Here is a 20071-nt window from a genome sequence, read left to right on the forward strand (position 1 = left end):
CGGGATTTCGCCGGAGACGCCGGTGGGGTCGGGGCGGCGGTCCCGAGGCGGGGGTGGGGGCGGCTCAGCAGCCCGGAGGGCCGGAGGGACCGGAGACGGGGGTGGGCCGGAGGCGGCGACGGTCCCGAGGCGGGGGTGGGCCGGTCCGGAGGGCCCGTCGGCACAATAGTCCCCATGATCCCCATGGATTCCACGGCTTCGAGCCCGCACACGGCCCCCCTCCCAGCGCCCCTCCAGGCCCCCCTCTCGGCCTCCCGCACGGTCGCCCCGGCCCCGCTCACGGTCGGCTTCGACCTCGACATGACCCTCGTCGACTCCCGGCCCGGCATCGCCGCCGCCTTCCGGGCCCTGTCCGCCGAGACGGGGGTGTACGTGGACGAGGCCCTGGTGGTGAGCCGGCTCGGCCCGCCGCTGGAGACGGAGCTGGCGCACTGGTTCCCGGCCGACCAGGTGGCCGCCGTCGGCGAGCGCTACCGGGAGCTCTACCCGGACCATGCCATAGCGCCGTCCACGGCCCTCGCCGGGGCGCGGGAGTCCGTGGACGCGGTGCGGGCCCTCGGCGGCCGGGCGATCGTCGTGACGGCGAAGTACGGGCCCAACGCCGAGCTGCACCTCACGCACCTCGGGATCGAGCCGGACTCGGTGATCGGCTGGCTCTGGGCGGAGGCCAAGGGCGAGGCGCTGCGCGAGCACGGGGCGCAGGTCTACGTCGGCGACCACGTGGGGGACGTCCGCGGGGCGCGCGCGGCCGGAGCGCTGTCGGTCGCCGTGACGACGGGCCCGTGCGACGCGCAGGAGCTGCGGGCCGCGGGCGCGGACGTGGTGCTGGCGGACCTGACGGAGTTCCCGGCCTGGCTGCGGACGTTCGAGGCGGCCCGTACGGCGGCGGCCTGAGGGAGCGCGCGGCGGGCCGAGGGGGGCGTGCGGTGGGCCTGAGGGGAGCCTGCGCGCCCCGGACCGTCGTGATCCGGACGAAAGATCCAAGGAGCCTCAGGTGCGGCTCGCCGCCCGCTTGGGGGAGCTGAGCCAGACCGAGCGCACGACGCCCGCTCCGGCGATCAGGAAGCCGAGCCCCATGAACATGCAGACCCCGTACGCGATCGGGGGGAACGGCTCCGTACCGAGGAAGAGCGGCGCGACCGTGACCAGAGTGGCCAGCGCACCGACGAAAAAGACGATCGCGCCGACCTGAACGAGCCGGTCGCCGGCGCCTGAAGGAGTAGTGGTCACCCCACCAGGGTAGTTCCCAGCCCGGAGGAACACTCCGGCGACGTCTTGTCACCGGCCACAGGGCCATTAGCCTGGGACCAGGCGGGTCACGGTGACCCGCTGTACTGCTATCCGGAGCCGTTGCCCGTTGTCGTGCACGGCTCTTCCGCACATTGACGAGTACGAGGACGGGGACAGACGTGCCCACCGGCAAGGTGAAGTGGTTCAACAGCGAGAAGGGCTTCGGCTTTCTCTCCCGCGACGACGGCGGCGACGTCTTCGTCCACTCGTCGGTCCTCCCTGCCGGAGTCGACGCACTCAAGCCCGGCCAGCGTGTGGAGTTCGGCGTGGTCGCGGGCCAGCGCGGTGACCAGGCCCTGTCCGTGGTGGTCCTCGACCCCACCCCGTCCGTCGCGGCCGCCCAGCGCCGCAAGCCGGACGAGCTGGCGTCGATCGTGCAGGACCTGACGACGGTCCTGGAGAACATCACGCCCCAGCTGGAGCGCGGCCGCTACCCGGACAAGGCCGCGGGCGCGAAGATCGCCGGCCTGCTGCGGGCGGTCGCGGACCAGCTGGACGTGTGACGTAGCGCGCCGGGCTGCCGGGGCGCCGGGGTGCTGAGGACCGTCGACCCTAGGGAAACGCCAGCGCGTCCGGGCCGAGGGGCGGTACGAGTCCCTCGGCCGCGGCGCGGGTGAGCAGGGCGCGGATGGCCGCGTAGCCGTCCTCGCCGAGGTCGGCGGTGAACTCGTTCACGTACAGCCCGATGTGCTGGTCGGCGACGGCCGGGTCCATCTCCTGGGCGTGCTCCTGGACGTACGGCCGCGAGACCTCCGGGTGGTCCCAGGCCAGCCGGACCGAGGTGCGGACGGAGTCGGCCAGGCGGCGCAGGGTCTCCGCGCCGAGGGAGCGCTTGGCGATGATCGCGCCGAGGGGGATCGGGAGGCCGGTGGTGCCCTCCCAGTGGCGTCCCATGTCGGCCAGGTTGTGCAGCCCGAAGGTGTGGAACGTGAAGCGGGCCTCGTGGATGACGAGACCGGCGTCCACCTTGCCGTCCCGGACGGCCGGCATGATCTCGTCGAACGGCATGACGACGACTTCGCCGACCCCGCCCGGGACCATCTCCGCGGCCCAGAGCCGGAACAGCAGGTACGCCGTCGAGCGCTCGCTCGGCACGGCGACCGTCCGGCCCGTCAGGTCCAGGCCCAGCTCCTTGGTGAGGACCAGCGGGCCGCAGCCCCGGCCCAGCGCCCCGCCGCACGGCAGGAGCGCGTACTCGTCCAGCACCCAGGGCAGGACCGCGTACGAGACCTTCAGGACGTCCAGCTCGCCGCGCTCGGCCATGCCGTTGGTGATGTCGATGTCCGCGAAGGTCACGTCCAGCGCGGGCGCGCCGGGGACCCTGCCGTGGGCCCAGGCGTCGAAGACGAAGGTGTCGTTGGGGCAGGGGGAGAAGGCGATCTGGATCGCGTCCTCGGCCGGGGCCCGCCTCGCGCTAGCGTCCGTGTCGGTCGTCATGCCGGTTCCAACCTTCCAGATCCTCGTGGCTGTTCCAGCCCTCCAGTACAGGTGCCGCCTTCCCGAACGCCTCCGTGAGCGCCGCCAGTGCGTCACCGATGCGCCAGGCTCCCCGGTCGCGGGGGCCCACGGTGTTCGAGACCGCCCGCAGCTCCAGCACGGGCACCCCGGCCCGCCCGGCCGCCTCCGCCACCCCGAACCCCTCCATCGCCTCGGCCAGCGCGCCCGGGTGGGCGGCGAGCAGGGCGGCGGTGCGGGCGGCGGTGCCGGTCACGGTGGAGACGGTGAGGACGGGGCCGGGCGCGGCGCCGGTGGCCGCCGCCACCTTCCGTACGAGGGCGGGCGGCGGTGTGAAGCGGTCCCGGCCGAAGCCGAGCGCGGTGACGGGCAGGAAGCCGTCCGGGGTCTCGGCGCCCAGGTCGGCCGCGACGATGTCGCTCGCCACGACCAGCGAGCCGAGCGGGGCGGCGGGGGCGAACCCGCCGCCGATCCCGGCGGAGACGACGAGCCCGTACGGCTGCGGCGTCGGCGCCGGAGCCTCGTACGGCGGTGGGGCGGAGGCTGGGGTGTTTTCGTACGGCTGTGGGGCGGAGGCTGAGGTGTCGTACGGCTGCGGGGCGGACGCCGGAGCCGTGGCCAGGGCGAAGGCTGCCGCCGCGGCTGCCGCCGCCGGGCCCGCACCGCCTGCCAGGACGTCGAACGCACCGCTGCGGTGCAGCTCGGCCCCCGGCAGGGCGAGGGTGGCGTCGGTGCCCCCGAACGCACGCGTGACCGCGTCCCGTTCCACCGGGACAGCGGTCACGACGAGCACACGCACAGGGAGAGCCTCAGGGCCTCGGAGGGGGCGGGGTAACGGCGGTCAGGTCAGGACTTCTTCTTGAGCTCGAACTGCCAGATGCCGGTGAGCTTCTTGCCGCTGGTCTCCACGATGGAGACGTTCGTCTTGCTGGCGGGCTCGCCCGTCTGGCTGGCGAAGAAGGCGCTGCCGGGGATCGTCCGGTAGGTCTTCTTGAACGGCTCCTGCTCGGCCTGCTGGCCGTTGATGAAGAGCGTCCAGCCGTTCTCGGCGATCTCGGGGTCGACGCCGAAGCGGACCTTGTCGTCCATCGAGACCTCGATGGTCTTCTCGGCCTTCTGGTTGAGGCAGTCCTGGATCAGCGACTCCTTGATCGCCTCACCGTCGTTGTAGCAGGCCGCCTCGGTGTTCACCGAGTTGCTGCCGACCGTCACGGTGGCGAGCGGCGTCGGCTTGTCGCAGGCGGACAGGACAAGGAGTCCCGCGGACACGGCACCAAGAGCGACGCCGATTCGACGGCCCTTACCGGAGAAGAACGCAACGGTCATGGGCCGAAGGCTATCGGTCGCCTCCGCTCACGCCACGCGGGGGTGCGGCGTGCCGCGCCGTGGGGCGCCCAGGAGACCCCGTACGGCCGTGGCCGCGCCGAGGGCGAGAACGGCCGCGGCGACCGACATGCCGAGCACCGCGTTGAGCGGCAGCGCGATCCCGATGCCGCCGCCGACCACCCACGCCATCTGGAGCAGGGTCTCGGACCGGGCGAAGGCGGAGGTGCGGACCTCCTCGGGCACGTCCCGCTGGATCATCGCGTCCAGCGACAGCTTGGAGAGGGCCTGGGTGAACCCGGCGACCGCGCCGAGCGCGGCGACCGCCGCGGTGGAGAAGAAGACGGCGGCGAGGACCGCCGTACCCAGGGCGAGCCCCAGTACCGTCGCGATGATCACCTCGGGCCCGCGCGCCCGGAGCCAGGCGCCCACCGCCGTACCGCAGGCGTTGCCGACGCCCGCCGCCACGCCGACGATGGCGAGCGAGATGGCCGCGCTCTGGCCGGCCATCGGGTGCTCGCGCAGCAGGAACGCCAGGAAGAAGATCAGGAAGCCGGAGAGGGCCCGGTGCGCCGCGTTGGCCTGGAGACCGTGGAGCACCGGCCCGCCGACGGACCGGAGGCCGGGCGGGCGCTCCCTGGCCGGTTTCTCCCCGTTCTTCCGGGCGTCCCCGTTGTTCTTCCGGGGGGCTCCGTTCTTGTGGGGGTCCCGGCTCCTCCAGAGGCCGGCCCGGGTGCTGCCGCCGTTCGGCTGCGGGGCGGGGCGCGGTACCGGGGGCTCGCCCAGCGGTTCGATCAGGCGGGCCCGGCGCTCACCCTTGGCGGAGTCGACCTTGGGCGGCAGCGTGAAGGCGAGGAACGTGCCCGCGACGAAGATCGCGCAGGCGCCGTAGAGCGGCCAGGCGGAGCCGACGGTCTGGAGGCCGGCCCCGATCGGGGCCGCCACCCCCGTGGCCAGGAGCCCCGCCAGGGTGACTCGTGAGTTGGCTTTGACCAGGGAGAACTTGGGTGGCAGCAGCCGGGGCACGACGGCGCTGCGCACCACCCCGTACGCCTTCGAGGAGACCAGCACCCCCAGCGCGGCCGGATACAGCTCCAGGCCGCCGGTGGCGACCGCCCCCGACATGGTGAGCGCCAGCAGGGCGCGGGCCAGCATCGCGCCCGCCATCGCGGCCCGGCGGCCGTGCGGCAGCCGGTCCAGGAGCGGGCCGATCACCGGGGCGAGCAGGGTGAAGGGGGCCATGGTGATGGCGAGGTAGAGCGCGACCCGCCCGCGCGCCTCGTCCGTCGGCACGGAGAAGAAGACCGTGGAGGCGAGGGCGACGGTGATCATGACGTCGCCCGCGCCGTTCACGGCGTGCAGCTCGATGAGTTTGCCGAGGCCGGATTCCCCGGCTCCGTGGGCGTGCGTCGCCTTGCGGATGCCCCGCGCCGTGCCGGTGAACGGGGAGCGCAGGGCACGGCCCGTCGCCCGCCCCGCCCTGCGGAGCGGGCCGGGACCGTCGTGCGACCTGGCGGCAGTCACCCCGTCATAGTGCCCCAACCGTGGCCGGTATGAACGGTGATCGGCCACGGACTCGCGCGTGACGCCCTGTCGGACCAGCGGAGCCGGGCGCGGCGCGGGCAACGGCACGGGCGCGGTGCGGGTCATGACCCCGGGCGCGGTACGGGTACGGGGCAGGCGCGCCGTACCCGTCCTGCGTACGGCGCAGGCGCGGCGTACCCGTATCGCGTACGGCGCAGGCGCGGCGCGGGCGACGGCGCAGGCGTGGCGCGGGTATGGGGCGGGCTTGGTACGGGCGCGGTGTGGGTACGTCGCGGGTACGGCTGGGCGGGGGCGGCGCAAGTCTCAGGGGGGTGGGCGTGGCCGGATATCGAAGTGCCCGCGCACGCCTGTGGGCAGGTCCGGAGCGGTCGGGGAAGAGACGGATACGGCACGTTTGGGACGGGCAGGTGGGCGCGGGGCGGCGGAGAGGGTAGCGTGCGTAACGCGCCACCGGCGGTTGTTCTTGGCCGCGCGCCTCTCCGCGATCCCGCAGAATGGGTGGCAGAAGGCGCGCCCGAGGCAGGCACAACGGGTGTGGACGTCGACGCGGCCCCCAGGTCCGCTCCGCCCGCAACTGTCTGGCCGAAAACGGCAATCGTGCAGCAGCTGGCGCGCTCGTGAGACTGGCGTATGGAGAGAAGCGAGACCTGTGAGTGCTGCGACGACGCGAAGCCGTACGGCCCGTACCCCCGTTCCCGACCGCCTGTGCGCCGAGGCGGTAGACCTCGCGCGCGCGGCGGCGGAGGAAGCCGCCGCGCCCGGCGTGGTCGGTGAGCATGTCGGTGTGGTCTCCGAGGGGGACCGTGTCGTCACGCACTACTTCGAGTCCAAGGAACCCGGCTACCGGGGCTGGCGCTGGGCCGTGACCGTCGCGCGGGCCTCCCGCGCGAAGAACGTCACCCTGGACGAAACGGTGCTGCTGCCGGGGGACGACGCGCTCCTGGCGCCGGAGTGGGTGCCCTGGAGCGAGCGGCTGCGCCCGGGGGACCTGGGCCCCGGCGACCTGCTGCCCACCGAGGCGGAGGACCCGCGCCTGGAGCCCGGCTGGACCGGCGAGGACGAGCCGCCGCCGAACTCGGTCGTCTCCGAGGAGCTGGCCGAGCTCGTCGACGCGGAGGACGCGGAGCTGACGGACCGGCCGGTGGCGATCAGCCGGGGCTCCATCGCCGCGGTCGCCGACGAGCTGGGCACGCGGCGGGCACGGGTGCTGTCGCGGTTCGGGCTGTACGAGGCGGCCGACCGCTGGGACGAGGAGTTCGGCCCGAAGACCGCGATGGCGCAGGCGGCTCCGGCGACGTGTGTGAGCTGCGCGTTCCTGATCCCGATGGCCGGTTCGCTGAAGCAGGCCTTCGGGGTCTGCGCCAACGAGATCAGCCCGGCCGACGGCCATGTGGTGTCGCTGGCGTACGGGTGCGGGGGGCACTCGGAGGCGGCGGTGATGCCGACGCCGCCGAAGCCGGCGGAGCATGCGCTGGACACGATGCGGGTCGACGAGTACGCGCTCCGTCCCGCGCGCGACGGCGGCTCGGTCCCGGCGGAGCCGGACGGCGACTCGGAGGACCTGGGCCACTCCTGAGGCCCGCCTCCTGCTCCGGCCTTTCGCTTGAGTGGGGGCGGCCACCACCCCTGCCTGGGTGGGGGCGGCCACCACCCCTGCTTCGGCGGGGCCGCCACCCCTCCTGCCTCGGCGGGGGCGGTCACCACTTCAGCCCGTCCGGCGTTTGAGGACGGAACCCTGGCCTGGGTGGGCGTACACGGATCAAGGGCCCTGGGGCACAGCACCCCGCAGAGGCGCCCCGCACCACGCCGACGGTTCCGTCCTCAAACGCCGGACGGGCTGGGGCCGGTCAGGCTGAGGCGGCCCGCGCGGCCGGAGACGCGGGTCCGGACGGTTTGGGGGCCCGGCCCGCACGCACGGTACCTTCGGGCGCACACTGGGCGGCAGGCACAGGCACGCCACCCACAACACGGCGGACGGAGTCGACAGCGTGAGCATGAATGCGACCGAGGGGGCCGATCCGTTCGGGACGGCGCGGCTGCGGCGCGGCGTGCTCGACGCCTGGGGCGCGGGCCCCGCCCGCTTCCGGGAGGACGCCAACGCCGAGGAGGACCTCGCCCTCGGCGGCTACCGCGACCGCCTCGTCGTCGAGCTGGCCCAGAACGCCGCCGACGCCGCCGCCCGAGCGGGCGTCCCCGGCAGGCTCCGCCTCACCCTGCACCCCGCCGCCCCCGGCGACCCGGACGCCCGCTGCGTTCTGGCCGCGGCCAACACCGGCGCCCCCCTGGACGCCACCGGCGTCGAGTCCCTCTCCACCCTGCGCGCCTCCGCCAAGCGGGAGGGCCACGAGTCCGCCGTGGGCCGGTTCGGCGTCGGGTTCGCCGCCGTCCTCGCGGTCAGCGACGAGCCGGCCGTGCTCGGCCGCCACGGAGGCGTGCGCTGGTCCCTGGCCGAGGCGCGCGAGATGGCCCGCCAGGCGGCCGTCGGCTCCCCCGGCCTCGGCGACGAGCTGCGCCGCCGCGACGGCCACGTACCTCTGCTGCGCCTCCCGCTGCCCGCCGAGGGCTCCGCACCCCAGGGGTACGACACCGTCGTCGTGCTGCCCCTGCGCGACGGCACCGCCGAGGACCTGGCGGCCCGTCTGCTGGCCGCCGTGGACGACGCCCTGCTGCTCACCCTGCCCGGCCTGGACGAGGTCGTCATCGAGACCCCGGACGGCGTACGGACCCTGAGCCGCTCGGCCCACGGCCCGTACACGCACATCGACGACTCCGCGCACGGCCCACGCCGCTGGCGCACCGTCTTCCACCACGGCCCGGTCGAGCCGGCCCTCCTCGCCGACCGCCCGGTCGAGGAGCGGCTGCGCCCCCACTGGTCGGTCACCTGGGCGGTCCCGGTCGACGGGGCCGGCGCCCCGCTCCGCCCCCGTACGGCCCCGGTCGTGCACGCCCCGACGCCCACCGACGAACCCCTCGGCATCCCCGCCCTGCTCATCGCCTCCCTGCCCCTGGACACCGCCCGCAGGCACCCCGCACCCGGGCCGCTCACGGACTTCCTGGTGGAGCGGGCGGCCGACGCGTACGCGGAGCTGCTGGGCGCCTGGCGGCCGGTGTCGACCGGCACCATCGACCTGGTCCCCGGGCCGCTCGGCAAGGGCGGCCTCGACGGGGCCCTGCGCGGCGCGATCCTGGCCCGGCTGCCCCGGATCGCGTTCCTGGAGCCCGCCGCGCCCCGGGAGCCCGAGGCGGAGGGCCGCTGGGCCGACGACTGGGAGCAGGACCGGCACCGGGACCGTACGGACGACACCACCACCGCGACGGACACGGGCACGGACGCGAGCACGGGCACGGGTTCGGACGCGGGCACAGGCACGGACGCGGGCACGCGTTCGGACGTGGGCACAGGCACGTACACCGGCACCGGCACCGGCACCGACGCGGACCTGGGCACGGACGCGGACGCGGGCCTGGCCACCGCCTCCACCGCCCTGCGGCCCGTCGAGGCCGAGGTGGTCGAGGGGGTCGGCGCCGAGACCGTACGGGTCCTCGCCGAGGTGCTGCCCTGTCTGCTGCCCGCGGGCCTGGAGCGCCGCCCCGAGCTGCGTACCCTCGGCGTCGCCCGCGTCCCCCTGACCGAGGCTATCGACCGCCTCGCCGGCCTGGAGCGCGACCCCGCCTGGTGGCACCGGCTCTACGACAGCCTCGCGGGCATCGACCCCGACCGGCTCTCCGGCCTCCCGGTCCCGCTCGCCGGCGACCCGGAGGACGAACGGGCGGGCCGTCGTCCGCGCACCACCATCGGCCCCCGCCAGGTGCTGCTGCCCCTCCCGGACGCCCTCACCGGCCCCGTCCTCGCCCGCCTGGCGCGCCTCGGCCTCAAGGTCGCCCACCCGGACGCCGCCCACCCGCTGCTGGAGAAGCTCGGCGCCCTGCCCGCCACGCCCCGCGCCGTCCTGACGACCCCTCAAGTGCGGGCAGCCGTCGCCGGATCGCTGGACGCGGGCGAGATCTGGGACGAGGACGCGCTCGACGGAGACGAGCTGGCCGAGACCGTCCTCACCCTCGTCCGGGACGCCGAACTCTCCCCCGGCGACGAACCCTGGCTCGGCGCGCTGGCTCTCCCCGACGAGGACGGCGAACCGGCCCCCGCCGGTGAACTCGTCCTCCCCGGAAGCCCGTTCGCGCAGATCATGCGCGAAGGTGAACTCGCCCTCGTGGAGGACGAGTTGGCCGAGCGCTGGGGCGAAGCGCCCCTGACCGCCTGCGGGGTGCTCGCCACCTTCGCTCTCGTACGCGCCACCGACGTCGTCCTGGACCCGGACGAACTGGAGCCCCGCGACGGCGACTTCGCCGAACCCGACGACGCCGGGCTGCTGGACGCCGTCGACGTGTGGTGCGAGGACCTGCTCGACCAGCTGCCCGAGACCCCGGTGCCGCCGGTCGCCACCGAGATCGTCGCCGTACGGGATCTGGACCTGGTCGACGACGACGCCTGGCCGCAGGCGCTCGCCCTCCTCGCCCGGCCGCCGCTGCGCGACGCGCTGACGCAGCCGGTGCGGGTGCTGCTCCCGGACGGGACGACGCGGTCCGTGCGCCCGTACACCGCCTGGTGGCTGCGCGACCACCCGGTACTGGACGGCCGGCGCCCCGCCGGACTGCGCGCGGCCGGCGGTGACCCGCGCCTGGCCGGGCTGTACGACGCGGTGGACGCCACTGGGTTCGACGACGCCCAGGTGCTGCGGGCCCTGGGGGTGCGGACCTCGGTCGCCGCGCTCCTGGACGAGCCGGGCGGCGCGGCCGAGCTGCTGGGGCGGCTCGCCGACGAGGACCGGCCCGTCACCCCCGTACAGCTGCACGCGCTCTACACGGCCCTGGCCGAACTCGACCCGGACCAAGTGACGTTGCCCGACGAGCTGCGGGCGGTGGTGGACGGGGAGGTGGCGGTGGTCGACGCGGCGGACGCCGTGATCGCGGACGCCCCGGACGTGCTGCCGCTGACGGAGGGCCTGCCGCTGCTCCCCGTGGCCCCGTCCCGCGCCGCCGAGCTGGCCGACCTCCTCCAGGTGCGGCGGCTGGGCGAGACGATCGAGGCCGGGGTGACGAGTGAGGGCGAGGAGCACCGCGTACCGGAGCCGGTCCGCGTCCTGCTCGGCCCCGCCACCCCGGACACGTACGTCGAGCACCCCGAGCTCCGCGCGGGCGGCGTCGAACTGGACTGGCGCCGCACCCGGGACGGGGTCGTCCACGCGTCCACCCTGGAGGGCGTCGCGGCCGGGCTGGCCTGGGCGGCGGGCCAGTGGCCCCGCCGCTTCGAGGTCGCGGCCCTGCTGGAGGACCCCTCACGCACGGAGGAGCTGGCGCGGGACCGCTGGTTCGACTGAGGGAGCCCGTCCGACTGAGGGAGCCCGTCCGACCGAGGGAGCCCGAGTGGGCTCGGACAGCGATGCCCCCCGGGAGGCCGAGCCTCCCGGGGGGCATCCCCACGTCCGTGGCCGCCCTACGCTCCGAAGCGCCGGCCCACCAGGCGCCAGCTGAACTCCAGCAGGGCCGCCGCCGCCACCGCGATGCCGACCGCCGCCCACGGCATGGTCGTGCCGACCAGCTTCAGGGCGAAGAACTCCTGGAGCCACGGCACCGCGAGCACGATGAGGAAGCCGAGCCCCATCGCCGCCACCAGGCCGATGCGCCACCAGGTGTACGGGCGGGCGATGATCGCCAGGACCCACATGGAGGTCAGGAACAGCGTCAGCGTCGCCGCGCTCGTCTCGGCCTCCAGGGCGCCCGGCCCGGAGTAGTGGTGGCGGGCCACCAGGTACGTGGTGAAGGTGGCCGCCGCCGCGATGATGCCCGAGGGGATCGCGTACCGCATGACGCGGCGTACGAAGTGGGGCTGGGCGCGCTCCTTGTTCGGCGCGAGGGCCAGGAAGAACGCGGGGACGCCGATGGTCAGCGTGGACAGCAGCGTCAGGTGCCTGGGCAGGAACGGGTACTCCACCTGGGTGCAGACCACCAGGATCGCCAGCAGCACCGAGTAGACCGTCTTGGTGAGGAAGAGGGTGGCGACGCGGGTGATGTTGCCGATCACCCGGCGGCCCTCGGCGACCACCGAGGGCAGTGTCGCGAAGCTGTTGTTCAGCAGCACGATCTGCGCCACGGCGCGCGTCGCCTCGGAGCCGGAGCCCATCGAGACCCCGATGTCGGCGTCCTTGAGGGCCAGCACGTCGTTGACGCCGTCCCCCGTCATCGCGACCGTGTGGCCGCGCGACTGGAGGGCCGCCACCATGTCCCGCTTCTGCTGCGGGGTGACCCGGCCGAAGACCGCGTTCTGCTCCATGGCCGTGGCCATGTCGTCCGGGTCGGTGGGCATCTTGCGGGCGTCGAGGGTGTTCTCGGCGCCGGCCAGGCCCAGCTTGCCGGCGACCGCGCCGACCGAGACCGCGTTGTCGCCGGAGATGACCTTGGTGGCCACGTTCTGCTGGGCGAAGTAGGCGAGCGTCTCGGCCGCGTCCGGCCGCAGCCGCTGCTCCAGGACGACCAGGGCGGTGGGCACATCCCCCTCCGCCGCGTCCGGTGCGTCCAGCTCGCCGCCCGGCAGCCGGGCCAGGAGCAGCACCCGCAGGCCCTGCTCGTTGAGGTGCTCGATCTCGGTGAGGGTGGGGTCGCCCTCGGGGAGCAGGACGTCGGGGGCGCCCAGCAGCCAGGCGGAGGAGGAGCCGTCGGCCTCGGTGAACGCGGCGCCGCTGTACTTGCGGGCGGAGGAGAACGGCAGCGCGTCGGTGACCGTCCAGCCGGCCTTGTCGCCCTCGCCCGCCGGGTAGGCGTCGATGATGGCCTGGAGGCTGGCGTTGGGGCGGGGGTCGGAGGAGCCGAGGGAGCGCAGCACCTGGTGGACGTAGGCCTCGTCGCTCCCGCCCAGCGGCCGGACCTCCGTGACGTCCATGCCGCCCTCGGTGAGCGTGCCGGTCTTGTCCAGGCAGACCACGTCGACCCGGGCGAGCCCCTCGATGGCGGGCAGCTCCTGCACCAGGCACTGCTTGCGGCCCAGGCGTACGACGCCGATGGCGAAGGCCACCGAGGTCAGCAGCACCAGCCCCTCGGGGATCATCGGAACGATGCCGCCGACGGTCCGGGCGACGGAGTCCTTGAAGTTGTTGTCCTTCACGACGAGCTGGCTGATGATCAGCCCGATCGCCGTGGGAACCATCATCCACGTGATGTACTTCAGGATCGTGCTGATGCCGCTGCGCAGCTCCGAGTGGACGAGCGTGAAGCGCGAGGCCTCCTCGGCGAGCTGGGCGGCGTACGCCTCACGTCCCACCTTGGTCGCGGTGAAGGCCCCGCCGCCCGCGACGACGAAGCTGCCGGACATCACGGGGTCGCCGGTCCGCTTGAGCACCGGGTCGGCCTCACCGGTCAGCAGCGACTCGTCGACCTCCAGGCTGTCGGCCTCGGCGACCGTGCCGTCCACGACCACCTTGTCCCCGGGGCCCAGCTCGACCACGTCCCCGAGGACGATCTCGTGGGTGGAGATCTCGGCGGCCTTCCCGTCGCGCCGGACGGTGGGCTTCGCCTCGCCGATCACCGCGAGGCTGTCCAGGGTCTTCTTGGCGCGCCACTCCTGGATGATGCCGATGCCGGTGTTGGCGACGATCACGAAGCCGAAGAGGCTGTCCTGGATCGGCGCGACGAACAGCATGATCACCCAGAGCACGCCGATGATCAGGTTGAACCGGGTGAAGACGTTGGCCCGGACGATCTCGGTGACCGAGCGCGAGGACCGTACGGGTACGTCGTTGACCTCGCCCCGTGCCACCCGCTCGGCGACCTCGGCGGTGGTGAGGCCGGTGGCGTCGTGAGCCGACGGCGGCAGATCGACGGGGTGCACGGGGTCGAGCTCCGCCCCCGCGTCGATCATGGCCGGCCGGGAGGGTCCGGGATTGTGCTCCCCGGAGGAGTCGAGTGCCCGCTGCGTCATGGTTAGAAGGTACGGGCGTGCGGTGCGGATCACCCGCCGGGGGGTCGAAGATCCGACCAGGGGAGGAGCAAGTCGGTCCCGTGGTCGTACGAGGGGGGCGCGGCTCCCGTACGGGAACCGGGGTCAGCCGCCCTGGATCCCGTACGGGAACCGGGGTCAGCCGCCCTGAAGCCGTCCGGCCTCAGGCCGTCCGGTCGGCCCGTGTGCTCGTGCTCGTGCTCCTGGTCGTGCTCGCGCCGGGGCCGGCCTCCGTGCCCAGCGCGCCGTCCGCCGCCTCGGCCCCGGCGGCGTCCTTGGCCTCCGCCTGGGCGGCGTGCCGCTTGAGGGCGGCGTCGCGCCCGCGGACGTACCAGATGCCGATCAGCCCGAGTCCGGCTCCGGCCAGGGGCGTCCACACCCACCAGGTGTGCCCGCGGTCGGCGAACCAGCCGTAGAAGGGGAGCTGGGCGAGGAAGAGGACGAACCAGATGATCGTGCCGCCGACGACGGTGGAGACGACGGGGCCCTCCAGGGGCTCGGGCGCCTCGTGCTTCGGTGTCCACTTCTCCATGAGTTCAGTGTATGGGGCCACGCGAGCGGGGGTTCGCGGGCCGGACGGCCCAAGGGCCACGCGGGTCTACGCGCGGAGATAGCGATCTTCGCCTTATGTATTCATACTGAATCTGCTTTGGGCTGGCTCGATTTGTTCGTCTGAACATCCAATTTCGATCACCTTTCGCCCGTCCCGTCTCCCCGCTCCTCTACGTACGACTGAGGTCACCCATGCCCCCCTCGGCCACCGCTCCGGTCGACGCCCCGCAGCCTTCGTCTCCGCAGCCCAAGGGCAGCCTGGTCCGGTACTTCAGGATCTCCGAGCGGGGGTCGAGCGTCGCGCGGGAACTCCGCGGCGGGTTCGCCACGTTCTTCGCGATGGCGTACATCATCGTGCTCAACCCGATCATCCTGGGCAGCGCGAAGGACATGTACGGCCACCAGCTCGACAACGGTCAGCTGGTCACCGCCACCGTGCTCTCCGCCGCCTTCTCCACGCTCCTGATGGGTGTCATCGGCAACGTGCCGATCGCGCTCGCCGCCGGGCTCGGGGTCAACACCGTCGTCGCGCTCCAGCTCGCCCCCCGGATGAGCTGGCCGGACGCGATGGGCATGGTCGTCCTCGCGGGCATCGTGGTCATGCTGCTGGTCGCGACCGGGCTGCGGGAGCGCGTGATGAACGCCGTACCGCGGTCGCTCCGCAAGGGCATCGCGATCGGCATCGGCCTCTTCATCCTCCTGATCGGCCTGGTCGACTCCGGCTTCGTCTCGCGCATCCCGGACGCCGCCCTCACCACGGTGCCGCTCCAGCTCGGCGGTGACGGCCACCTCACCGGCTGGCCGATCCTGGTCTTCGTCCTGGGCGCGCTGCTCACGCTGGCGCTGATCGTCCGCAAGGTGCCCGGCGCGATCCTGATCTCGATCATCGCCATGACGGTCCTCGCCCTGGTGATCGACGCGGTGGCCGGCCTGCCCGAGGGGTCCTGGGGCCTGACGACGCCGGCCTGGCCGGGCAACCCGGTCTCCGCGCCGGACTTCGGTCTGCTGGGCGAGGTCAGCCTCTTCGGCGGCTTCGCCAAGGTCGGCTATCTGACCGGCGCCCTCTTCGTCTTCACCGTGCTGCTGTCCTGCTTCTTCGACGCGATGGGCACGATCCTGGGCGTCGGCGACGAGGCCAAGCTGATGGACGAGGACGGCAACTTCCCCGGCATCAACAAGGTGCTGTTCGTGGACGGCATCGCGGTCGCCGCGGGCGGCGGGAGCTCCTCCTCCGCCACCACCTGCTTCGTGGAGTCCACGGCGGGCGTCGGAGAGGGCGCCCGCACCGGACTGGCGAGCGTGGTGACCGGCCTGCTCTTCTCGGTGGCGCTGTTCCTCACACCGCTGGCGACCATGGTCCCGTCGCAGGCGGCCACTCCCGCCCTGCTGGCGGTCGGCTTCCTGATCATCGCGGGCTCGGTGCGGGACATCGACTGGAACGACTACACGCTCGCGGTCCCGGCGTTCCTGGCGATGCTGATGATGCCGTTCACGTACTCGATCACCAACGGCATCGGCATCGGTTTCATCGCCTTCTGCGTGCTGCGGCTGGCGGCGGGCCGGGGCCGGGAGGTCCCGATCGCGATGTACGTGGTGTCGGCGGTCTTCGTCTTCTACTACGCGATGCCGGCGCTCGGCCTCACGTGACGGGGTCTCCGGGGCCTGGCCGTCACGTCAACGAGTCTCTCGCCGTGATCGAGTCTCTCGTCGTCATCGAGTCCCGCGCCGTCAGCGGCTCTCCGGTCGTCCTCAGGTCTCCGGTGGTCGCTGGGTCTCCGGTGGTCACCGGCTCTCCGGTCGTCGCCGGGCCGTAGAACTTCTCCGTCTCGTCGACGGCCGCGTTGAAGCGTTCGTCGAAGTCGTCGCGAATGAGCGTCCGGACCACATAGTCCTGGACGCTCATTCCGCGTTTGGCGGCGTGCTGCCGGAGCCGGTCGAGCAGCTCACCGTCGATGCGCAGGCTGAGCACTGTCGATCCCATGCCAAGCAGGGTCGCCGCCCCGGGGCGCTTTTGGCGTCACTTTCCGCTCCCGTCTCACTCGTTCGGGTGATCGGTTTCTCGCGCGCGTACCATCGGGTGGTATTTAGTTTGGGTAATGAGTTACGCTAACAAACATGCCTGACCTGATCCACGACGGTGCCAGTGCCGCCGCCGTGAGCTCCCTCCGCTCAGCCGTGATGCTGCTGGGCCGGCGCCTGAAGCACCAACGCGTCGACGAATCGCTGAGCCCCACCGAGATGTCCGTGCTCGGCACCCTTGCCCGCTGCGGCTCGGCCACCCCCGGCGAGCTGGCCCGCAAGGAGCACGTACAGCCCCCCTCGATGACCCGCATCGTCGCGCTGCTGGAAGCGAAGGGACTCGTCAGGCTGGAAGCGCACCCCGATGACCGTCGGCAGAAGATGGTCAGCCAGACCGAGCAGGCCGAGGCCATGCTCGCGGAGAGCCGCACCAAGCGGAACGCCTGGCTGGCCCAGCTCGCCGAGGGCCTGGACGAGGACGAGTGGGAGACGCTGCGGGTCGCCGCGCCCGTGCTGGAGAAGCTCGCCCACCTGTGACCCCGCGGGCGCGTCGGCGGACCGTCGCCCCGGACCGGATGAGAGAGCCGGTCCGGGGAAGACGAACCGCCGGAGCGCCCGTCGTCACGTCCTCGTCGGACCGCACGCCGCAGACGTATGAGGAGATGAACCCTTTTGAGTACGGGATCCGGAGCAGACTCCGCCCCCGCACCGACTTCCGCCCACGAGAGCAAGACCGGCGGGACCTTCTCGTCGCTGAAGATCCGTAACTACCGCCTGTTCGCGACGGGCGCCGTGATCTCCAACACCGGTACCTGGATGTCCCGCATCACGCAGGACTGGCTCGTCCTGAGTCTGACGGGTTCCGCGACGGCCGTAGGTATCACCACGGCCCTCCAGTTCCTTCCCATGCTGCTCTTCGGCCTGTACGGCGGTGTCATCGCCGACCGCCTCCCGAAGCGGCAGATCCTGCTCGTCAGCCAGGCCATGCTCGGCCTGTGCGGTATCGCGCTGGCCGTCCTGACCCTCTCCGGCGTCGTCGAGGTCTGGCACGTCTATCTGGTCGCCTTCCTCCTCGGCATGGTGACCGTCGTCGACAACCCGGCCCGCCAGTCGTTCGTCTCCGAGATGGTCGGCCCCGCGCAGCTCCGCAACGCGGTCAGCCTGAACTCGGCGAACTTCCAGTCCGCCCGCCTCATCGGCCCCGCCGTCGCGGGTGTCCTGATCACCACGGTCGGCAGCGGCTGGGCGTTCCTGCTCAACGGCCTCTCCTTCCTGGCCCCGCTCATCGGCCTGCTGATGATGCGGACGAGCGAGCTGCACGCCTCGGTGCGGGTCCGCCGGGCCAAGGGGCAGCTGCGGGAGGGCCTGACGTACGTACGCGGGCGCCCCGAGCTGATCTGGCCGATCGTCCTGGTCGGCTTCGTCGGCACGTTCGGCTTCAACTTCCCGATCTGGCTCACCGCCTTCGCCGACGAGGTCTTCGACGGCGGCGCCGGGATGTACTCCTTCTTCAACATCCTGATGGCCGCCGGTTCGCTGGCCGGCGCGCTGCTCTCGGCCCGCCGCCGCTCCACGCGGCTGCGGATGCTGGTGGCCGCGGGCACGGCGTTCGGCCTGCTGGAGATCGCCGCCTCGCTGTCCCCGTCGGTCTGGCTCTTCTCGATCCTGCTGGTCCCGATCGGCATGCTCGGCCTGACGACGAACATCACCGCGAACACGAGCGTCCAGATGGCCGCCGACCCCGAGATGCGGGGCCGGGTGATGAGCCTGTACATGATGGTCTTCGCCGGGGGTACGCCGGTGGGCGCCCCGATCGTCGGCTGGATCAGCGACACGTACGGCGCCCGCGTCGGCTTCGCGTCCGGCGGCGCCATCTCGGTGATCGCCGCCCTGGGCGTCGGCTTCGCCCTCGCCCGCGTGGGCGGCCTCCGCCTGAAGGTCGACCTCCGCCCCGGCCACCCGCACGTGCGCTTCGTACCGCGCAAGCAGCTGGCCACGGCGGCGTGAGCCACGCGAAAGGCGCCCTCACCCGGAGAGATCGGGAGGAGGGCGCCTTTCGTGTGTCCGGGGCGGTCCGGGGCGCGGGCCCGGGGCGGTCCGGGACGCGCGGGTCAGTCGCGGGGGAAGGAGTCGGTCTTCAGGACCAGGTCCATGGAGGTGTCGGTGAGATCGACGTCGAGGCCGAAGTCGACGACCAGCTTCCTGTGGTAGTCGCCGTCCTTGGGCTCCGAGTGGAGGAGGCAGCGGCCGGTGTACGGATCGACGATGAGGAACAGGGGGACGCCGGCGGCCGCGTAGGCGCCCTTCTTGGGCCCGTAGTCGGCCGCGGCCGTGCCCTTGGAGATGACCTCGCCGACGAACTCGATGTGCTCGGGGAGCCAGCGGCCGCGGCTGTCCTTGGCCGCCTGGTCGAAGAGCTTCACGATGTCGGGGGCGAAGCCGTTGCCTTCGCCGAAGTCGATGCGGACGTCAGAAAGCAACCGGTCCTCGGCGAATCGAGGCAGAAGTTGCTTGATGATGGCCAGAATGATGCGCCAGTGCGTGTCCCGCTGTGGCGACATATGGACGGTCCCCTCGACGATCTCGACCTTGAATCCCTCGGGGGTGGGCTCAAGCCACTCGAACATCTCGTCCAGAGTCAGCTCGTCGCTGATGTCGGCCATCTCGATCCTGTCGGTGTCTACGACGGTCATCGTGCCGCTCCTCCCCGCCGCCGCACGGGCGTGCGGGCAGCCGCGTAGGACAACGATAGGGCCGGCCCCCCGGACACGCCCGGACCCGGCTTACGCCTTCCCGGTGCCGGGAGGTGGTACGGGCCTGGGCGCGGGACAGGGGGGCGGTGCGGTTAGGCTCGAAGGGTGGACCCGAAGACCAGAAACCGCATCATGGCGGCCGTGCTCGTGCTCATGTTCCTCGTCGTCGCCGTGGCGGCCGCCTTCGGCAGCTGAGGCGGGGGGCGTGCGCGGCGTCTGTGGCGTGCGCGGCGGTGCACCGGGCGGTGCCTCCGCGCCGCGCTGAGCCAGCACCACCGCACCGACGACCCCCGCCGCGCCCAGGAGCTGGAGCGGCCCCAGCGTCTGCCCCACGAAGAGGTAGCCCAGGACCGTGGCGCACAGGGGCGAGGCGAACGACAGGAACGAGGCGGCGAGGGCCGGCAGCCGCGCTATGCCGTTGAACCACACGACGTACGAGATCAGCGCCCCGACCACGCCCAGGTAGGCGAAGCCGCCGACGTTGGTCCAGGTCAGACTGGACGGGAGCGGTTCGCCGAGCAGGGTGACGGGGAGCAGGACCAGGCCGCCGACGGTGAGCTGCCACCCGGTGAACGCCAGCAGCGAGACCCCTTCGGGGCGCCCCCAGCGCTTGGTCAGCACGATGCCCGCCGCCATGCACACGGCCCCCAGGAGCCCCGCGAGGACGCCGACGCCGTCCAGGTCGGCCTGCGGCTGGAGGACCAGCAGCGCGACCCCCGCGGCGGCGAGCGCGCAGGCGCCGATGTGCAGGGGACGTATGCGGGTGGCGAGCAGGAGCGGGCCCAGGAGCAGCACGATCATCGGCTGGACGGTCATGACGAGGGCGGCCACGCCGCCCGGCAGGTGGTAGGCGGCGAGGAAGAGGAAGTAGAAGAAGGCGCCGATGTTCAGGACGCCGAGCACGGTGGCCCGCGCCCACCAGATGCCCCGGGGCAGTACGCGGGTCACCAGGAGCAGGACGATCCCGGCGGGCAGGGCGCGCAGGGTGGAGGCGAGCAGGGGCCGGTCGGGCGGCAGGAGTTCGGTGGTGACCAGATAGGTGGAGCCCCAGACGGCGGGGGCGAGGGCGGTGAGGAGGGAGATCCGGACCAGGCGTCGGTCGGTCATGGCGTGCTCCTGGGGGTGTCAGACCGGGCCGTACGGG

At 72.9% G+C, this 20071-nt stretch carries 17 protein-coding genes; 7 read left to right on the top strand and 10 right to left on the bottom strand.

What is annotated here, in order from left to right:
• Nucleotides 1–183 precede the first annotated feature (183 nt).
• A complete protein-coding gene (locus tag AB0917_RS04485) occupies nt 184–894 on the top strand; it encodes an HAD family hydrolase (RefSeq protein ID WP_366818023.1) in 711 nt (236 codons plus the stop codon).
• 96 nt (nt 895–990) lie between these two features.
• Here the strand turns inward: AB0917_RS04485 and AB0917_RS04490 are convergent, their stop codons facing one another.
• Complete coding sequence (locus tag AB0917_RS04490; protein ID WP_366817960.1) at nt 991–1230, bottom strand: hypothetical protein; 240 nt, start codon at nt 1228–1230, stop codon at nt 991–993.
• A gap of 179 nt (nt 1231–1409) precedes the next feature.
• Here AB0917_RS04490 and AB0917_RS04495 point away from each other — a divergent pair, with 179 nt between their 5' ends.
• Nucleotides 1410–1793 carry a cold-shock protein gene (locus AB0917_RS04495; RefSeq protein WP_006126557.1) on the top strand — a complete coding sequence of 128 codons (384 nt, stop codon included), beginning with the start codon at nt 1410–1412 and terminating at the stop codon, nt 1791–1793.
• Between the two features lie 49 nt (nt 1794–1842).
• On the opposite strand, the gene AB0917_RS04500 is transcribed toward AB0917_RS04495, so the two are convergent.
• Genes AB0917_RS04500 through AB0917_RS04515 form a run of 4 tightly spaced genes read right to left on the bottom strand, consistent with a single transcriptional unit; the run spans nt 1843 to nt 5592 of the window.
• Entirely contained in the window at nt 1843–2727 is an 885-nt protein-coding gene (locus AB0917_RS04500) for a 1,4-dihydroxy-6-naphthoate synthase (RefSeq protein WP_366817961.1), read from the bottom strand.
• Entirely contained in the window at nt 2705–3544 is an 840-nt protein-coding gene (locus AB0917_RS04505; RefSeq protein ID WP_366817962.1) for a futalosine hydrolase, read from the bottom strand. Before AB0917_RS04505 ends, AB0917_RS04500 begins: the two co-directional genes overlap by 23 nt.
• A 47-nt stretch (nt 3545–3591) precedes the next feature.
• Nucleotides 3592–4071: a DUF2771 domain-containing protein gene (locus tag AB0917_RS04510; protein ID WP_366817963.1), complete on the bottom strand. Its 480-nt coding sequence runs from the start codon at nt 4069–4071 to the stop codon at nt 3592–3594.
• A gap of 27 nt (nt 4072–4098) precedes the next feature.
• Complete coding sequence (locus tag AB0917_RS04515; RefSeq protein ID WP_366817964.1) at nt 4099–5592, bottom strand: MFS transporter; 1494 nt, start codon at nt 5590–5592, stop codon at nt 4099–4101.
• A 670-nt stretch (nt 5593–6262) separates the two neighbouring features.
• On the opposite strand from AB0917_RS04515, the gene AB0917_RS04520 reads away from it, so the two are divergent.
• Nucleotides 6263–7189: a DUF3027 domain-containing protein gene (locus AB0917_RS04520; RefSeq protein WP_366817965.1), complete on the top strand. Its 927-nt coding sequence runs from the start codon at nt 6263–6265 to the stop codon at nt 7187–7189.
• A gap of 418 nt (nt 7190–7607) precedes the next feature.
• Nucleotides 7608–10991, top strand: a complete 3384-nt coding sequence (locus AB0917_RS04525; RefSeq protein ID WP_366818024.1) for a molecular chaperone Hsp90 — start codon at nt 7608–7610, stop codon at nt 10989–10991.
• A gap of 116 nt (nt 10992–11107) precedes the next feature.
• Here the strand turns inward: AB0917_RS04525 and AB0917_RS04530 are convergent, their stop codons facing one another.
• Both AB0917_RS04530 and AB0917_RS04535 read right to left on the bottom strand, forming a co-directional pair.
• Complete coding sequence (locus tag AB0917_RS04530) at nt 11108–13585, bottom strand: HAD-IC family P-type ATPase (protein ID WP_366817966.1); 2478 nt, start codon at nt 13583–13585, stop codon at nt 11108–11110.
• 181 nt (nt 13586–13766) lie between these two features.
• Nucleotides 13767–14135, bottom strand: a complete 369-nt coding sequence (locus tag AB0917_RS04535) for a DUF2530 domain-containing protein (RefSeq protein ID WP_366817967.1) — start codon at nt 14133–14135, stop codon at nt 13767–13769.
• A 212-nt stretch (nt 14136–14347) separates the two neighbouring features.
• Here AB0917_RS04535 and AB0917_RS04540 point away from each other — a divergent pair, with 212 nt between their 5' ends.
• Entirely contained in the window at nt 14348–15802 is a 1455-nt protein-coding gene (locus AB0917_RS04540) for an NCS2 family permease (protein ID WP_366817968.1), read from the top strand.
• Nucleotides 15803–15824: 22 nt separating this feature from the next.
• Here the strand turns inward: AB0917_RS04540 and AB0917_RS04545 are convergent, their stop codons facing one another.
• Nucleotides 15825–16136 (bottom strand): hypothetical protein, encoded by a 312-nt coding sequence (locus AB0917_RS04545; protein ID WP_366817969.1) that lies wholly within the window; start codon nt 16134–16136, stop codon nt 15825–15827.
• A gap of 134 nt (nt 16137–16270) precedes the next feature.
• Between AB0917_RS04545 and AB0917_RS04550 the strand changes: the two genes are divergently transcribed.
• Entirely contained in the window at nt 16271–16711 is a 441-nt protein-coding gene (locus tag AB0917_RS04550; RefSeq protein WP_366817970.1) for a MarR family transcriptional regulator, read from the top strand.
• A gap of 135 nt (nt 16712–16846) precedes the next feature.
• On the top strand, nt 16847–18181 hold the full coding sequence (locus AB0917_RS04555; protein WP_366817971.1) for an MFS transporter: 1335 nt from the start codon (nt 16847–16849) through the stop codon (nt 18179–18181).
• A gap of 104 nt (nt 18182–18285) precedes the next feature.
• Here the strand turns inward: AB0917_RS04555 and AB0917_RS04560 are convergent, their stop codons facing one another.
• The gene (locus tag AB0917_RS04560) at nt 18286–18867 is read right to left on the bottom strand and encodes a Uma2 family endonuclease (protein WP_366817972.1); all 582 of its coding nucleotides are present in this window, start codon (nt 18865–18867) and stop codon (nt 18286–18288) included.
• Between the two features lie 90 nt (nt 18868–18957).
• Complete coding sequence (locus AB0917_RS04565; RefSeq protein WP_366817973.1) at nt 18958–20034, bottom strand: EamA family transporter; 1077 nt, start codon at nt 20032–20034, stop codon at nt 18958–18960.
• Nucleotides 20035–20071: the final 37 nt, after the last annotated feature.

This window comes from Streptomyces sp. NPDC007346, assembly GCF_040703535.1.
Taxonomy (GTDB): domain Bacteria; phylum Actinomycetota; class Actinomycetes; order Streptomycetales; family Streptomycetaceae; genus Streptomyces.

What these genes read in the sequence shown, in the direction of transcription:
- AB0917_RS04485 (WP_366818023.1), top strand. Translation starts at nt 184, where the DNA reads ATGGATTCCACGGCTTCGAGCCCGCACACGGCCCCCCTCCCAGCGCCC.
- AB0917_RS04500 (WP_366817961.1), bottom strand. Translation starts at nt 2,727, where the DNA reads ATGACGACCGACACGGACGCTAGCGCGAGGCGGGCCCCGGCCGAGGAC.
- AB0917_RS04510 (WP_366817963.1), bottom strand. Translation starts at nt 4,071, where the DNA reads ATGACCGTTGCGTTCTTCTCCGGTAAGGGCCGTCGAATCGGCGTCGCT.
- AB0917_RS04525 (WP_366818024.1), top strand. Translation starts at nt 7,608, where the DNA reads ATGAATGCGACCGAGGGGGCCGATCCGTTCGGGACGGCGCGGCTGCGG.
- AB0917_RS04530 (WP_366817966.1), bottom strand. Translation starts at nt 13,585, where the DNA reads ATGACGCAGCGGGCACTCGACTCCTCCGGGGAGCACAATCCCGGACCC.
- AB0917_RS04535 (WP_366817967.1), bottom strand. Translation starts at nt 14,135, where the DNA reads ATGGAGAAGTGGACACCGAAGCACGAGGCGCCCGAGCCCCTGGAGGGC.
- AB0917_RS04540 (WP_366817968.1), top strand. Translation starts at nt 14,348, where the DNA reads ATGCCCCCCTCGGCCACCGCTCCGGTCGACGCCCCGCAGCCTTCGTCT.
- AB0917_RS04545 (WP_366817969.1), bottom strand. Translation starts at nt 16,136, where the DNA reads ATGGGATCGACAGTGCTCAGCCTGCGCATCGACGGTGAGCTGCTCGAC.
- AB0917_RS04550 (WP_366817970.1), top strand. Translation starts at nt 16,271, where the DNA reads ATGCCTGACCTGATCCACGACGGTGCCAGTGCCGCCGCCGTGAGCTCC.
- AB0917_RS04560 (WP_366817972.1), bottom strand. Translation starts at nt 18,867, where the DNA reads ATGACCGTCGTAGACACCGACAGGATCGAGATGGCCGACATCAGCGAC.
- AB0917_RS04565 (WP_366817973.1), bottom strand. Translation starts at nt 20,034, where the DNA reads ATGACCGACCGACGCCTGGTCCGGATCTCCCTCCTCACCGCCCTCGCC.